This window comes from Janthinobacterium sp. HH102 (assembly GCF_001758625.2).
Taxonomy (GTDB): Bacteria; Pseudomonadota; Gammaproteobacteria; order Burkholderiales; family Burkholderiaceae_D; genus Janthinobacterium.
In genome coordinates, this window is the sequence record NZ_CP062062.1 from 1,865,131 (window position 1) to 1,880,754 (window position 15,624).

At 64.8% G+C, this 15,624-nt stretch carries 12 protein-coding genes; 6 read left to right on the forward strand and 6 right to left on the reverse strand.

Annotation, left to right across the window (positions count from 1 at the left end; genetic code table 11):
* The first annotated feature begins 42 nt into the window (after positions 1–42).
* The 4 genes from lapB (at position 43) to JAB4_RS08555 (ending at position 4,444) form a co-directional block, all read left to right on the forward strand.
* Positions 43–1,218: a lipopolysaccharide assembly protein LapB gene (gene lapB / locus JAB4_RS08540; protein WP_070219401.1), complete on the forward strand. Its 1,176-nt coding sequence runs from the start codon at positions 43–45 to the stop codon at positions 1,216–1,218.
* 79 nt (positions 1,219–1,297) lie between these two features.
* Entirely contained in the window at positions 1,298–2,665 is a 1,368-nt protein-coding gene (locus tag JAB4_RS08545; RefSeq protein WP_070219402.1) for a UDP-glucose/GDP-mannose dehydrogenase family protein, read from the forward strand.
* On the forward strand, positions 2,662–3,615 hold the full coding sequence (gene rfaE1 / locus JAB4_RS08550) for a D-glycero-beta-D-manno-heptose-7-phosphate kinase (protein ID WP_070219403.1): 954 nt from the start codon (positions 2,662–2,664) through the stop codon (positions 3,613–3,615). Before JAB4_RS08545 ends, rfaE1 begins: the two co-directional genes overlap by 4 nt.
* Positions 3,616–3,781: 166 nt before the next feature.
* Positions 3,782–4,444, forward strand: coding sequence for a helix-hairpin-helix domain-containing protein (locus tag JAB4_RS08555; RefSeq protein ID WP_070219404.1), 663 nt, complete (start codon positions 3,782–3,784; stop codon positions 4,442–4,444).
* Between the two features lie 94 nt (positions 4,445–4,538).
* Here the strand turns inward: JAB4_RS08555 and JAB4_RS08560 are convergent, their stop codons facing one another.
* The gene (locus JAB4_RS08560; RefSeq protein WP_070219424.1) at positions 4,539–6,104 is read right to left on the reverse strand and encodes a phospholipase D family protein; all 1,566 of its coding nucleotides are present in this window, start codon (positions 6,102–6,104) and stop codon (positions 4,539–4,541) included.
* Between the two features lie 199 nt (positions 6,105–6,303).
* Between JAB4_RS08560 and JAB4_RS08565 the strand changes: the two genes are divergently transcribed.
* Positions 6,304–7,668, forward strand: a complete 1,365-nt coding sequence (locus JAB4_RS08565) for a M28 family metallopeptidase (RefSeq protein WP_070219405.1) — start codon at positions 6,304–6,306, stop codon at positions 7,666–7,668.
* Here JAB4_RS08565 and JAB4_RS08570 read toward each other — a convergent pair whose 3' ends face one another.
* Entirely contained in the window at positions 7,669–9,435 is a 1,767-nt protein-coding gene (locus JAB4_RS08570; RefSeq protein WP_070219406.1) for an FAD-dependent oxidoreductase, read from the reverse strand. It lies immediately after the preceding gene.
* 252 nt (positions 9,436–9,687) lie between these two features.
* On the opposite strand from JAB4_RS08570, the gene cysM reads away from it, so the two are divergent.
* A complete protein-coding gene (cysM, locus tag JAB4_RS08575; protein WP_035825682.1) occupies positions 9,688–10,590 on the forward strand; it encodes a cysteine synthase CysM in 903 nt (300 codons plus the stop codon).
* Positions 10,591–10,689: 99 nt separating this feature from the next.
* Here cysM and JAB4_RS08580 read toward each other — a convergent pair whose 3' ends face one another.
* From JAB4_RS08580 to JAB4_RS08595, 4 genes are all read right to left on the reverse strand, one after another.
* Complete coding sequence (locus tag JAB4_RS08580; protein WP_034751784.1) at positions 10,690–11,022, reverse strand: hypothetical protein; 333 nt, start codon at positions 11,020–11,022, stop codon at positions 10,690–10,692.
* 438 nt (positions 11,023–11,460) lie between these two features.
* Entirely contained in the window at positions 11,461–12,606 is a 1,146-nt protein-coding gene (gene mltB, locus JAB4_RS08585; RefSeq protein WP_227742120.1) for a lytic murein transglycosylase B, read from the reverse strand.
* 8 nt (positions 12,607–12,614) lie between these two features.
* Positions 12,615–14,636, reverse strand: coding sequence for a DUF3488 and transglutaminase-like domain-containing protein (locus JAB4_RS08590; protein ID WP_070219408.1), 2,022 nt, complete (start codon positions 14,634–14,636; stop codon positions 12,615–12,617).
* Entirely contained in the window at positions 14,633–15,619 is a 987-nt protein-coding gene (locus tag JAB4_RS08595) for a DUF58 domain-containing protein (protein WP_070219409.1), read from the reverse strand. Before JAB4_RS08595 ends, JAB4_RS08590 begins: the two co-directional genes overlap by 4 nt.
* Positions 15,620–15,624 lie beyond the last annotated feature (5 nt).

The following is a 15,624-nucleotide window of genomic DNA, read 5'->3' on the forward strand; positions in this document are numbered from 1 at the left end:
CGCCGTCGCTCCTATCTCTCTTACTCGAATAAAAACAATCGCATGGATTTTGAACTCTGGTGGCTCTTGGGTATCCCGATGTTTTTCGCGCTGGGCTGGATCGCCGCGCGCGTGGACATTCATCAACTGGTGTCGGAATCGCGCAGCCTGCCGCGCAATTACTTCAAGGGCTTGAATTTCCTGCTCAACGAGCAGCATGACAAGGCCATCGACGCCTTCATCGAAGTCGTCAAGCTGGACCCGGAATCGGCCGATATGCACTTTGCGCTGGGCAACCTGTTCCGCCGCCGCGGCGAAACGGAGCGCGCCATCCGCGTGCACCAGAACTTGCTGGCCCGTCCGGACTTGCCGCTGGAACAGCAGGGCCACGCCGCCTACGAGCTGGGCATGGATTACCTGAAAGCAGGTCTGCTGGACCGCGCCGAAGAAACCTTCAACAGCCTGGTCGACACGCAATATGCGGCCCAGGCGCGCCGCGCGCTGCTGGAAATCTACCAGCGCGAAAAGGAATGGCCACGCGCCATCGAAGCGGCCGTGGGCTTGCAGGAATCGGGTGCCGGCGCGCGCCAGAAGGAAATCGCCCAGTTCTATTGCGAACTGGCGCATGACGCCCTCGTGCACATGAAGCCGGACGACGCCATGCCGCTGCTGGAAAAAGCCTTGCAGACGGACCGCAAGAGCGTGCGCGCCACCATCCTGACGGGCGACGTGCTGCTGGCGCGCGGCGACGTGGAAGGCGCGCTGACCACCTGGCGCCGCGTGGAACAGCAAAGCGTGCCGCACGTGGCCCTGGTCGCGCAGCGCCTGATGGATGGCTACACCAAGCTGGGCCGTGCACAGGAAGGCGTCAACCTGCTGCGTTCCTACCTGGAAGAGGCATCGTCGATCGACCTGATCGAAGTCGTCTTCAAGGCCGTTATCGAGCTCGACGGCGTGGAAGCGGCGAAGCAGCTGGTCAGCGCCGAGCTGCGCCGCACGCCGACCCTGCTGGGCCTCGACAAACTGCTGGAAGCGCGCATGATGGACGCCCCGGCCGCCATCTGGTCCGAGCTGTCGATGGTGAAAAACCTCGTGCACGGCTACACGCAGAAGCTGGCCCGCTACCAGTGCAGCCACTGCGGCTTCAAGGCACGCCAGTTCTATTGGCACTGCCCTGGCTGCAACAAGTGGGAAACGTATCCACCGCGCCGCACAGAAGAACTTAACGTCATGAACTGATTCGTACACGTCACCTTGCCCTGAGCAATGTGGCGTGTACTTCTATGTAAGACCTGCTTTTTATCCATACGGTACATCCATGAAAATCACTATTATCGGCACCGGCTATGTTGGCCTCGTGACCGGCGCCTGCCTGGCGGAGCTGGGCAACGACGTCTTTTGCCTCGACCTGGACGCACAGAAGGTAGCCTTGCTCAACAGCGGCGGCATCCCCATCCATGAACCGGGCCTGGAAGAAGTCGTGGCGCGCAACCGCGCCGCCGGACGCATGACCTTTTCCACCGACGTCGAAGCGGCCGCCGCGCACGGCGCGATGCAATTCATCGCCGTCGGCACGCCGCCCGATGAAGACGGCTCGGCCGACCTGCAATATGTGCTGGCCGCCGCGCGCGGCATCGGCAAGTACATGACGGACTTCAAGGTCATCGTCGACAAGTCGACCGTGCCCGTCGGCACGGCCGAAAAAGTGCGCGCCGCCATCCAGGGCGAACTCGACGCGCGCGGCGTGGCCGCCACGTTCTCGGTGGCATCGAACCCCGAATTCCTCAAGGAAGGCGCGGCCGTCGAAGACTTCATGCGCCCCGATCGCATCGTCATCGGCGTCGACGCCACGCCGGACGGCGAACGCGCGCGCGAATTGCTGAAAAGCCTGTACGCGCCGTTCAACCGCAACCACGAACGCACTTACTGGATGGATGTGCGCTCGGCCGAATTCACGAAATATGCGGCCAACGCCATGCTGGCCACGCGCATCTCGTTCATGAATGAACTGGCGAACCTGGCCGACAAGGTGGGCGTCGATATCGAAGCCGTGCGCCACGGCATCGGTTCCGACCCGCGCATCGGCCACAGCTTCCTGTATGCGGGCTGCGGCTATGGCGGTTCCTGCTTCCCGAAAGACGTGCAGGCGCTCGAGCGCACGGCACGCGGCCACGGCCAGGAATTGCTGATCCTGCGCGCCGTCGAAGCCGTCAACGACCAGCAGAAGCAGGTGCTGGGACGCAAAGTGGTCACTCGCTTCGGCGAAGATCTGACGGGCCGGCATTTCGCCGTGTGGGGCCTGGCCTTCAAGCCGAATACGGACGACATGCGCGAAGCATCGGCCCGCGTGCTGCTGGCCGACTTGCTGGGACGCGGCGCCACGGTGGCCGTGTACGACCCCGTCGCCATGGCCGAGGCGCGCCGCGTGCTGCAACTGGACTTGACGCCGGCGCAATTGGCGAAGGTGCGCTTTGCCGACAGCCCGAAGGATGCGCTGCAGGACGCCGATGCGCTGGTCATCGTGACCGAGTGGAAAGCCTTCCGCAGCCCCGACTTCGAGCAGGTCAAGGCGCGCCTGAAGCAGGCAGTGATCTTTGACGGACGCAATCTGTTCGAGCCGGCCGTCATGGCCGAGAACGGCATCGAATACCACGGGATCGGTCGCTCGATCCTGACGCGCGCATGAGCGCCCAGGAGGTAGTCGCCTTGACGGCGCCGGCCGCGCTGGCCCAGGTACGCCTGCTGGTGGTGGGCGATGTGATGCTGGACCGCTACTGGTTCGGCGATGTCAGCCGTATTTCGCCGGAAGCGCCCGTGCCCATCGTGCGCATCGAGAAGCGCGAAGAGCGCCTAGGCGGCGCGGCCAACGTGGCGCGCAACGCGGCCGCGCTGGGAGCGAAGACGAGCTTGCTGGGCGTGGTCGGCGACGACGAGGCGGGCAGCCAGGTCGAACGCCTGCTCGAAGGCGGCGGCATCCACAGCTATCTGCAGCGCGATGCGGCCATTTCCACCATCATCAAGCTGCGCGTGATCGGCCGCCAGCAGCAGATGCTGCGCATCGACTTCGAGGATGCACCGAGCGATACCGTGCTGCGCGACAAGCTCAAGCAATTCAATGCCCTCTTGCCGCACTACGACGTGGTGATCCTGTCGGACTACGCCAAGGGCAGCCTGGTGAACGTGGCCGAGATGATCAAGGCGGCTCGGGCGGCCGGCAAGATCGTCATGGTCGACCCGAAAGGCGATGATTTCAGCCGCTATACGGGAGCGTCAGTGCTCACTCCGAACAAGTCGGAACTGCGCCGCGTGATCGGCAACTGGAGCACGGAAGAGCAGCTCACGGAACGCGCGCAGCAGATGCGCGCGCAGCTGGGCCTGGACGCCTTGCTGCTGACCCGTTCCGAGGAAGGCATGAGCTTGTACACGGCCGACGAGGTGCTGCACATGCCCACCGATGCGCGCGAAGTGTTCGACGTCTCGGGCGCCGGCGACACGGTGATCGCCACCATGGCGGCCATGCTGGGCGCCGGCATGGGCCTGGGCGACGCAGTGCGCACGGCCAACCGGGCCGGCGGCATCGTCGTCGGCAAGCTGGGCACGGCCACCGTCACCCGCGACGAGCTGTTCTCCCAATAACCATGCTGTACCACCTGCGCCGGAGCGTTTGATCTGGCGCAGGTTTTCCCATCCTTCCGCCGTCCCGTCTTGTCAACCGTATCACGTCCCAGCCGTTAAAGCCGTTAAGGCGCTGCTCTTCCCTTGCGTTCGAGTCATCTTGAAACCACACCACGGAGAGATACCCATGTTCAAAAAAATACTGCTGGCCATCGCCACCTTGATCGCGACGATGGGCTTTGCCTTTGCCCAGGTCGATGTCAACAAGGCGGACCAGGCGGCACTCGACAGCGTCAAGGGCATCGGCCCCGTGACGTCGAAAGCCATCATCGACGAGCGTGCCAAGGGCGGCGCCTTCAAGGATTGGGCCGATTTTGAAAGCCGCGTGAAGGGCATCGGTCCGAAAAGTTCCGTGAAGTTGTCGGAAGCGGGCTTGCAAGTGAATGGCCAGGCCAAGTCCGGCGCGCCGGCGGCACCCGCTCCGGCGGCGAAAGCTGCCCCGGCAAAAAAGGAAGCTGCTGTGAAGGAAGTTGCAGCGAAAGAAGCCGCACCGAAGCCAGCTGCTGCGACCGACACCGCTGCGGCGCCAGCCAAGACAGCCGCTGAAGCGAAAAAAGAAGCTGCTGCCGCGAAGAAAGAAGCCAAGGCTGCCGCCGCTGCCGCCAAGAAAGAAGCTGCCGCCGCGCCTGCCGCTGCAGCGGCCGATGCCGCTCCCGTGAAAACGGCTGCCGAAGCGAAGAAGGAAGCTGCCGCTGCCAAGAAAGAAGCGAAGGCTGCTGCCGCTGCCGCGAAGAAAGAAGCGAAACTGGCTGCCGCCGAGGCGAAGAAAGCGGAAGCCGAGAAAAAATAAGCGTTTTGTCGTAAAGCGTGTTGCGTGGTGGTGCCGCGCAGCACGAGAAGAAAACCCCGCGTGGTACCGGCCGCGCGGGGTTTTTTTTATGCACCTACAGCTGCGATTCGATCGGCAGCCAGCGCATCACGGACACCAGCAGGCGGCGCCAGAAGCCGGACTCCGGATCGTGCGTCCACACCTTGGCGGGCTGTTCGGTGGCGTCGGACCAGCGCAGGGCGCCGTTGTCGAGGAACAATCGATAGCTGGTGTCGCTCGCCGTCGAATGCAGGAACAGCGCGCGCATGTCGGCCGCCAGCGCGGCATCGTCGAACAGCACGCCCATTTCCGTATTCAGCTGGGCCGAGCGGGGATCGAGGTTGAAGGAACCGACGAAGCCCCGCTGGCCGTCGACCACCACGGCCTTGGTATGCAGGCTGGCGCGGCTCGACCCCATCAGACTGATGCGCTTGCGGTGCTGGGTCTTCAATTCAAACAGGGCGACGCCGCCATCGAGCAGCGCCTGGCGGTAGCGCGCATAGCCCGCATGCACGAGGGCCACATCGGTGGCGGCCAGCGAGTTGGTCAGCACCTGGACCTGGACGCCGGCCGCCACCTTGTCGGCCAGCATCGTGCTCAACGCCGCGCCGGGCACGAAGTAGGGCGAGGTCAGCAGCGCTTCCCCGCGCGCGTCCGTCAGCAGCGGCAGCAGGCTGTGCATGAGCCAGTGCTCGCTGCGCTGCAAACTGGCCACGGGCGCGGCTTTTTCCGGCGGGTCCGACAGCACCTGCACTTGCCCGCTCCAGTGCAGGCGCAGCCGGCCATCAAGGTGGGCCTGCAGCTGGCCCGCATCGGTCAGCTGCTGGAGGTAGGGGGAAGCGCCCACTTCGCCCGTGAGCGTATCGAGGCGCGCACGCACAGCCTGCAGTTCCGGCGCGCGCGCGTCCTTGCCGGCGTGCAAGGCGCGTATGGGGAGGACGGCGCGGCTGTTCCAGAAGCGGTCGAAGATGTCGCTCGTCTGCTGCACGGCGGGTCCCACCAGCAGCAAGTCGGCATCCTGGAAATTGACTTGCTCGGCGGCATCAAAATATTCATCGCCGATATTGCGCCCGCCGACGAGGGCCACCCTGCCGTCGACGATCCAGGCCTTGTTGTGCATGCGCCGGTTCAGGCTGACGGCGCGCAAGGCCATTTCCACGGCGCGCCACCAGATGCCGTCGCGGTTGCGGCTTGGATTGAAGATGCGCACGTCGATCAGCGGATGGCTGTCGAGCGCGAGGATGGCCGCGTCCTGGCCCCGTGCGTTGATGTCGTCGAGCAGCACGCGCACGCGTACGCCGCGGTCAGCCGCGCGCAGCAGTTCGCGCACCAGCAGGCGTCCCGTGACGTCGTTATGCCAGATGTAGTATTGCAGGTCGATGCTGCGGCCCGCTTCGCGCGCGCTCAGGGCGCGCAGGGCAAACGCTTCCAGGTTGTCGTCGATCAGGGCCGTGCCGCTGTGGCCCGGGCGTTGTGCCAACTGCGGCGCCAGCACGCGGTCGAGCAGGGTGGCATCCGTCGCCACGGGCAAGGCCGTTCCCGGCGCGCCCAGCGAACGTTCGGCGAAGCGCCCGTAGCTGTACAGGGCAGCGATGCTGAGCACGGCAAACAAGGTGGCCAGCAGCAGCAATTTGACGAGCATGCTGCGCACCGTCAACGGACCGCGCACATGCTGCGGCGTGCGGGATGGAGGGCGGTCTGGCGCATGCGTGCCTTTCGTGAACGGGGGAGTGGCCGATTGTAGCAGTTTCTACAATGCACGATTTTCGACCTGGAACATCCTTGCCTGCCGTCAAAAATGCGAGAATGGCCAACTCAATCAATCATCGGGAGACGGCGGCATGGCAGGGATTGTGACGGCAATGACGGCAATGACGGCAGCCATGCTGTCGGCGAGTGTGGCGGCGGCGCCGGGCGCCGACCCGGCGCAGCAGCAGATACGGCAGGTGGTGGCCGACATCTCGCCGCAGCGCATCGAGGCGCATGTGCGCAAGCTGGTCAGTTTCGGGACGCGCCACACCATGTCCGATACCGTGTCCGACACGCGCGGCATCGGCGCGGCCCGGCGCTGGATCAAGGCCGAGCTGGAGCGCTGCGGCGCGCAGGCGGGCGGACGACTGCAGGTGGCGTTCGACAGCCATGTGGCGCCCGTGTCGAAACGCATTGCGCGGCCGACGGAAATCGTCAACGTGGTGGCGACCTTGCCGGGCAGCCAGCCGCAGTCGGCCGGGCGCATCTATGTCGTCAGCGGCCATTATGATACGCGCGCCACCGACGTGATGGATGCGCAGGGCGACGCGCCCGGCGCCAACGATGACGCCTCGGGCACGGCGGCCGTGATCGAGATGGCCTGCGCGATGGCGCGCCACCAGTTCGACGCCACGCTCGTCTTCATGGCCGTGGCGGCCGAGGAACAGGGGCTGCTCGGTTCCGGTCACTGGGCGCAGCAGGCAAAGTTGAACAAGCTCAACATCGCCGGCATGCTCAATAACGACATCATCGGCAGTTCGCGCGCGGAAGACGGCACGGTCGATGGCGGCCAGGTGCGCCTGTTTGCCGAGGGTATCCCGGCCGTCAAGGAGATGAGCGACGGCGTGCGCGCCCTGGTGGCGACGGGCGGCGAAAACGATTCCCTCTCGCGCCAGCTGGCGCGCCATGTGAAGCAGGTGGGCGAGCGCTACGTGCCCGGTTTCAAGGTCAACGTCATCCAGCGCGCCGACCGCTACCTGCGCGGCGGCGACCATATGCCGTTTCTGGCACAAGGCTACGCGGCGCTGCGTTTCACGGAACCGCACGAGGATTTTGCTCACCAGCACCAGGATGTGCGCGTGGAAAATGGCGTGCAGTACGGCGACTTGCCGCAATTCGTCGACTATGACTACTTGGCGAAAGTGGCGCGCGTGAATGCGGCGGCGCTCGCTTCGCTGGCCCTGGCGCCGGCCGCGCCCGCCGGCGTGCAGGTGCGCACGGCCCAGCTGGAAAACGCCACCACGCTGTTGTGGCAGCCGAATACGGAGCCGGACCTGGCCGGCTACCGCATCGTCTGGCGCGCCACGACGGCCGACCAGTGGCAGGGCGCGCAGGATGTGGGCAATGTCACCGAGGCCAAGGTCAAGCTATCGAAAGACAGCTATTTCTTTGGCGTCCAGGCCATCGACCGCGACGGCAATGTCAGCGTGGCCACGTATCCCATGCCCTTGCGCTGATCACGAGCCGACGGGCAGGCGCGCAAGAAAACCGTGAATCTGGGAAACGACGGCCGCGCCTTCGCCCACGGCGGCAGCGACGCGCTTGGTGGAACCGGCGCGCACGTCGCCGATGGCGAACACGCCCGGCACGCTCGTTTCCAGCGCGGCCCGTTCCGGCAAGTCCGGAGGCGGGTAGGCTAAATGCGCGCCGTGGCCATGGGCGCGGCATTCGGCGCGCGTGACGTCGAAGCCCGTGCGGATAAAACCCTGCTCGTCGACGGCCACGGCGCAGTCGTGCAGCCAGTCCGTGTTCGGATCGGCGCCGACAAACAGGAATACGCGGCGCACGGTGCAATCGCACTCCTTGCCCGTCTGGTTGTTGCGCCAGCGCACCTCCGTCAAGCCGTCGTCGTCGCCTTCGAGGGCGATGATTTCCGTGTGCGTGTGCAAGGTGATATTGGGCGTGGCGGCGATGCGCTCGATCAAATAGCTCGACATGCTGGCCGCCAGTCCCTCGCCGCGGATCACCATGTGGACCTTTGCGGCGTGGCTTGAGAGAAACACGGCGGCCTGGCCGGCCGAGTTGCCGCCGCCCACCAGGATGATTTCTTCCTGCCGGCACAGCTTGGCTTCGATGGGCGAGGCCCAGTAATACACGCCCCGTCCCTCATACGTTTTCAGGTTGGCCAGCGAGGGGCGGCGGTAGCGCGCGCCGCACGACAGCACCACCGTGCGGGCGCGCACCTGCGTGCCGTCGCACAGCTTGACGCGCAGGGGCCAGCTGTCGCACAGCAAGTTGGCGGCGCTGGCCGGGGTGGCGATCTCGACGCCGAACTTTTGCGCCTGCACGTAGGCGCGTCCTGCCAGTGCGCGGCCAGAAATTCCGGTGGGAAAGCCCAAATAATTTTCGATACGCGCGCTGGCGCCCGCCTGGCCGCCGTACGCGCGCTGCTCGAGCGCCAGCACCGATAGCCCTTCCGAGGCCGCATACACGGCCGTGGCCAGGCCGGCGGGACCGGCGCCCACCACCAGCACGTCGAAGATCTTGTCGCCGGACAAATCGGGCAGCATGCCCAGGCAGCGTCCCAGTTCCGCATTGCCGGGATTCTTCATGATCTTGCCGTCCGGACAGACCACCAGCGGCCATTCCTGCGGCGTGGGCTGGTAGCGCTGGGCCAGCGTGGCGGCCGCCGCATCGGTGGCCGGATCGAGCACCGTGTGCGGATGGCCATTGCTCGATAAAAAGCTTTGCAGGTGGAACAGATTACCATTGCCGCGCGGGCCCACCAGCACGGGGCCGCCCGAATTCGATTCGATCAGCGCCACGCGGCGCAGGATCAGGGCGCGCACGATGCGTTCACCCATCTCCGCCTCGGCCACGATCAGCGCGCGCAAGGATTCCGAACTGATGTCGAGCAATTCCACCTCGCCCACGGCGCTGCCGTTGACGAGGGTGGGGCGGCCGGACAATTGCGCCACCTCGGCAATGAAGTGGCCGACGCCCACTTCGCGCAGCACGGACGCCTGCCCCAGCACTTCGTGGCGCGTGATGCTGACCCGCCCGGACAGTATCACCAGCATGCCGAAGCTGCTGCTGCCCGCTTCGAACAGCGTTTCGCCGTCGGCAAAGCGCCGCCGCGTGCCGTAGCGCTGCAAGCGCTGCAGTTCGAGCGCATTGAAGACGGGCGAGATCTGGTGGCTGCGGCCCTGCAAGTCGAGCGTGGCGAACTGGACGGGATCGTCCTGCGTCGTTTCGGGAATGAATTCGGGTGTGCTGCTGGCCATGGCGAGTCCGTTCGGAGGCTGAATAAGCAAATAACAAAAATAACTAACAGTGGCGAGTCTAGCGCATGCGGCGCGCGCCTGCCGCAATACCCCTTGCGCACGCCCGGAAATGGCGGGGCGGCAGGCGCCATGCGGCCAATGGCGGCGCAGCCGCGCACGCACGCGGGCCCGAATGCCGCCGCCGATCAGCGATACGCCGTCCAGCATCTCATATTAGAATGGGTCTTTGTTGAATCTACTCAAACAGACACGATGGCTTACAAGACACTTGAAGATACGATAGGCAATACCCCGCTGGTGCAACTGACGCGCTTGCCGGGTGCCGATGCGCTCGCGCGCAACAACGTCATCCTGGGCAAGCTGGAAGGCAACAATCCGGCCGGCTCCGTGAAGGACCGCGCGGCCATGTCCATGCTCAAGCGCGCTGAAGAGCGCGGCGTTATCAAGCCCGGCGATACCCTGATCGAGGCGACCAGCGGCAATACGGGCATCGCGCTGGCCATGGCCGCCGCCTTGCGCGGTTACAAGATGCTGTTGCTGATGCCCGACAATCTGAGCGTGGAGCGCCGCCAGAGCATGGCCGCCTACGGCGCCGACATTTTATTGACGCCGAAGACGGGCGGCATGGAGTATGCGCGCGACCTGGCCGAGCAGATGCAGAAGGATGGCCGCGGCGTCATCCTCGACCAGTTCGCCAACGAAGACAATTCGCGCGCCCACTATGAAAGCACGGGGCCGGAAATCTGGCGCGATACCAATGGCCAGGTCACGCACTTCGTCAGCGCCATGGGCACGACGGGCACAATCATGGGCGTGTCGCGCTATTTGAAGGAGCAAAATCCCGCCATCCAGATCATCGGTGCCCAGCCCGAGGAAGGCTCGCAGATTCCCGGCATCCGCAAATGGCCGGAAGCATATTTGCCGAAAATCTACGACAAATCGCGCGTCGACCAGGTGGAGTACGTGAGCCAGGGCGTGGCCGAGCGCATGGCGCGCAGCCTGGCGGCGGAAGAGGGCTTGTTTTGCGGCATCTCGGCAGCCGGTGCGTGCGAAATCGCGCTGCGCATCTCGCAAACGGTGGAAAACGCGACCATCGTGTTCGTCGTCTGCGACCGTGGCGACAGATATCTGTCCACAGGTGTTTTTCCTGCGTAACGGGGAAGGATGTGAAGTGAGGTCGGCCAGAACGGCCTGAGAACTGCTGGAAATACCCCCTCCCCATGGCGGGGAGGGAAAACCTGCGAACTGGCAGGATCAGCCTTGTGGCGTTTCGCCTTCTTTTGGCTTGAATTGCTTGTCGCTGATGCGGAATTTGTTACGACGGTCACCCATCAGGTAACGCAGGTCGCGGATGCTCAGGTCGCTGACTTCGTGCATGCGGATCAGCAGCGATGCGCCGACCGGCAGGCGGTGGTGGCGAATTTTACTGATGACCGGTGGCGCCACTTCCAGCGCGCGGGACAAGGCTGCGTCGTTTTTCAGGCGCAGGTTTTCGATCAGGGTATCGAGCAGTCTGTTTGGGTTGTACTGGAGCAGATCGTCGGAGTCCGAATCGCTGTTCATATCAATGCCGACTTGGTTTGTCATGATGTTATTGTTCCTTCTGTAGTTGCACTGCAAAGTAAAAAACACTCGGAGCTCGCTCTTGCTGCGTTCATGTTCATTCTTTACTAAAAGGAACGAATTCACACACGGTACGATCCGGGATACAGTTTTTCATGATATATACACAATTGTACAACAGGATTCAATTTCAGGCGGGAAAGCCCGCTAATCTTGCTTTGTACAGAACCGGTGTTGTCTAGCTGCAACACCTATTTATTCTTTATTATGCTCTATGATAGAGCAAAAATTGTACTTTGACAAAAGTTAAGTATAAAACCACTACTGCATCCCGTGCCGCACAAAGGCTGGCGAGCGAGGCTGGCACATGTTATCGGCCCCACCATAGACCTGTTTGCCGGTCGCTTCAACATCGCTTACGCTTTCTTACAAGTAATATTATAACTTTACACTGACTTTCGGTTAGCGTGCGCGCACTTGACTGATGGCCTTGCCCAGGTCAATCACTGACATGGCATAAAAATAACTTCTGTTGTACTGAGTTATAGCAAAGAAGTTATTGGTTGCCAAGTGATACTCAGTTGCTTCTGAACCATTTTGTAAATCGATCAAGCCAAACAACATGTTCTGGGGCGTGGCCACGACGGTACTCACGCCGGCTTCCTGCAATTCTCCCAGCCGGTATTTGGCTTGCAAGCCCTGGCCGACGAACTTTTCCCACGTGCGGCTGGCCGACACGGTGACGGGATACGTGCTGATGGCCGGGTCGTCGCGCCGCCAGCCATGTTCGACGAGGAAATGCGCGACGCTGCCGATGGCGTCGGCCGTGGAATTACGCAGGTCGATATGGCCATCGCCATCGAAGTCCACCGCATATTTCATGATGCTGCTGGGCATGAATTGAGGCAGGCCGATGGCGCCCGCATACGAGCCGAGCAGGGTCAAGGGATCGATGCCATCCTTGCGCGCGTACAACAGCGCGTTTTCCAGTTCTCCCTTGAAAAATTCCATGCGCGCGGCGCGGGTCGGGCTGTCCGGATAGGAAAACGCCAGGGTCGTCAGCGCGTCGAGCACGCGGAAACGGCCCGTATTGCGTCCGTACACGGTTTCCACGCCGATGATGCCGACGATGATCTCGGCCGGCACGCCATATTCGCGCTCGGCGCGCGCCAGCGCTTCCGCATTCTCTTCCCAGAATTTCACGCCCGCATTGATGCGCACCGGCTCGATGAAGCGGGCGCTGTACGCTTGCCAGTTCTTCGGCTTGCCGGGCGGCGCCGGCTTCATCAGCTGCACGGTCGACTCGACATAGCGCACCTTGCCGATCAGGGTATCGAGCCCGGCGCGGTCAAAGCCATGCTTGGCGGACATGTCGTCGAGGAAGGCGCGTACTTCTTTCCAGTTGGCATAGTCGACAAACTCGCCTTCGAAGTCGAATTTTGCCGGTGCTTTCTTGGCTGTCGCCTTGGCGGGCGGGGCCTTGGCCGCGCGCACGGCGCGGGCGCGGTCGGCAGCGGAAATATGGCTGTTTTCCCCAGCGTGCGCGGTCGTCAGGCACAGGGGAAGGGAGAGGAGCAGGGACAGGGCGGAGGTTTTGATCGGTAACAAGGAGCGTCTCATCGGCATTGGGTTAACAGGCGGCGCAAGCTGCGCCGCGCGCGGAGTTGTTCGTCTGGGTGGGCATTACCATACTTCATCGCGGCATAGATTGCCAGAAACTGTGCGGTGGCGGTGTGCGCCTCTTGTGTGGCCTTGCCTGCGGCCAACCGTGCAGCATAACCGTGCGGACCTTCATGCGGCGCACGGCTGTAGCCGCGCCGCGCCTGCTGGCGGCAAAATTGTGCGTACAGGGCGTCGAGCGGATCGCCTTGCCGCGCCTGCCGCCACCAGACCAGTCCACCGGCCACGGCGGACAGCAGGGCCAGCACGGCGCAAGCGCATGCCAGCTGCTTCGCTGGCAAGTTTTTCAAGTGATCGAGCATGGCGCGCTGGCGTTGCGGCGTGGTGTCGAGTACCCAGCTGCTCCAGGCGTGCTCGGCCTGCTGCCATTGCTGGCGCCAGGCGGCAAGCGCACCTTGCGCGCCGCCGTCGAGGCCGGCCAGGGCGCGCCACGCCGTCAGCGGCGACGGGGGCGGCGGCAGGGCGGCGTCAAGGTTGCGCTCCGTGCGCAGGGGCGCGACGGCGCCCGTGGGATCGATGCGCACCCAGCCCCGGCCCGCCAGCCACACTTCGCTCCAGGCATGGGCGTCGGACTGGCGCACCGTCAGGCTGGCGCCGTCACTGTTGCGTGCGCCGCCCTGGTAACCTGTGACGACGCGGGCGGGAATGCCCATGGCGCGCATCAGCACGACGAAGCTGCCCGCGTAGTGTTCGCAAAAGCCCGCCTGCGTGCGAAACAGGAAGTCGTCGACGCCATGCTTGCCCAGCAGCGGCGGCTGCAGGGTGTAGCGGAAGGGCGCGCGGCGGAAGTGCTCGAGCACGGCGGCGACGGCGTCGGCGGGCACCAGCGCGTGCGCGCCGCTGCCGCGCAGGGCGCGGGCCCAGGCCACGCTGCGCGGATTGCTGCCAGCGGGCAAGGCCAGCCATGGCTGTTGCTGCGCGGCCGACAAGCCGGCCTGCAGCCGGTAGCGCGCTTGGGAACTGGCGCGGTAACGCGCGGTCGAAGTAATGGGCTGTATGGTCAGCACTTCCAGCGCCGACGACACGACATACGGGTTGCCGGGCAAGCGTTCGATGCTGCGCGGCACGTCAAGCGCGAAGATGCGCCGCTGGCCGCTCGCCTGCAAGGTGACTTCGTATTGGCTGGGCTGGCCTTGCAGCGCGATGTCGATGCGGCTGTCGCTGGCAGGCGCGCGCCCCTTTGCCCCCCTGCGCGTCCAGGTGGCGCCGTCGAAGTCGCCCAGCACCACGCCGCGCCAATACAGCTGGTCTTGCGGCGGGAGCGGCGTGCTGAAACGGGCCGTAAAGACAGGTTCGCTTGACAGGACCAGCGAGGCGATGGCGCCCGGCTGCATGCTGTCGGACAAGCCCGTGCGTGCCTGCGCGTCTTCTGGTGCGGCGCCCCACAGGGGGCCGTCGACGCGCGGCACGGCAAGAAACATGACGGCCGACAGGGGGACGGCCAGTGCCAGCATGCGCCCCAGCAAATTTAACCGTTGCGCCAGGCGGGGCTGCACGGCGCCGTACTGGGCCGACAGCAGGGCGGCCAGCAGGACGATGACGGTGGCCAGCATCCAGGCAGCGCTGAGGATGCCTTGCGTATGGAAAAAGTTCGCCAGCAGAAGGAAAAAACTGAGGAAGACGAAGACGAAGATGTCGCGCCGGCCATGCATTTCCAGCGACTTCAAGGCCAGCAGCAAGGCCAGCATGGCCACGCCGGGATCGCGTCCCAGCACGGTGCCATAGCTGGCGTAGACGCCGGCAATGCCGAGCAGGGCCAGCGGCGCAAGCAGGGTTAGCTGCGGCTGGCGCCTGCCCCGCACGGTAATGACGGCGCGCCACAGCAGCAGGGCGGCGCTTGCCATCGACAGCCATGGGGGCAGGTGCAGCGCGTGCGGCGCCAGCACCATGGCGGCCGCCAGTAACAGCAGCACAATGTCGGCTTTCTCGCGCGGCAAGCTGTTGAACCAGCGGATCATGTTGACTCCTTGCTGGGAGGTAAGTCGTGCAGGGCCAGCGCGCGCAGGCAGGCGTCGCGGTGGCTGGCGCCCAAGGCCGGCGCCAAGGTCAGCGCGCCCAGGCGCAAGCCATATGGCAAGCCCGTGCGTTCCGCCTGCAGCACCCAGGCGGCCAGGCGCGACAGGCGCGCTTCCGGCGCCAGCGCGTGCAGCGAGGCGTGCTCGAACACGATGCTGCCATGGGATGCGCCTGCCGGCGCGCCGGCGGCAGGCTGGAATTGCTTGCTGAATACGTGCTCGCCGTCGTGGCGGGCGATCTGGCGCCAGGCCAGGCGGTGCAAGGGATCGCCTGGCCGGTAGGCGCGCACGCCGGCCAGTTCCAGGGGGCCATCGGGCGGGTCTGGCTGCCGTGCCTGCCTTGTCTGCCGCACCGTGAAGGCAGGCAAGGGCAGCGGCGGCGCGCCCTGTTCTGGCTGCGGATACACGAGCACGCGCGCGTCGGGCTGCCAGTGGCACCATGCCACAAACAGGCCCAGCGGAAAACTGCCGGACAGGCGCACGGAGGGCGCATCGAGCCAGCCGCGTTGCCGCGCCGTTACGACGATGCTGACGGCCGTTTCCCCGTGGGCGGCGATGTCGGCCAGGCTGGGCGCTGCCTCTACACCGCTGATGGCAAGGTGGATCGCATGGCGCGGGCGCGCGCTGCGGTTGATCAGGCGCAAGGTGAACAAGGCGTGGCTGCCCGCGAACACGGGGCTGCCCGGCGTGGCGGCCAGCGCCAGGCCCGCCAGGTTGCGGCTGGCAAACAGCATGTCGGCGATGGCGCAGGCGGCGGCGAAATACGTGAGCGCATAACCGAGGCCCAGGCGGTAATTGACGGCGGCGATCCACAGCGCCAGCAGCAGCGCGGCAAACGCCAGGCCCGCGCGCGAAGGGCGGATGTGCACGCGCTGCGCGCCCAGCCAGGGACGCGCCGGCAGCCAAGAGATATTGCGCCAGCGCATGCCGC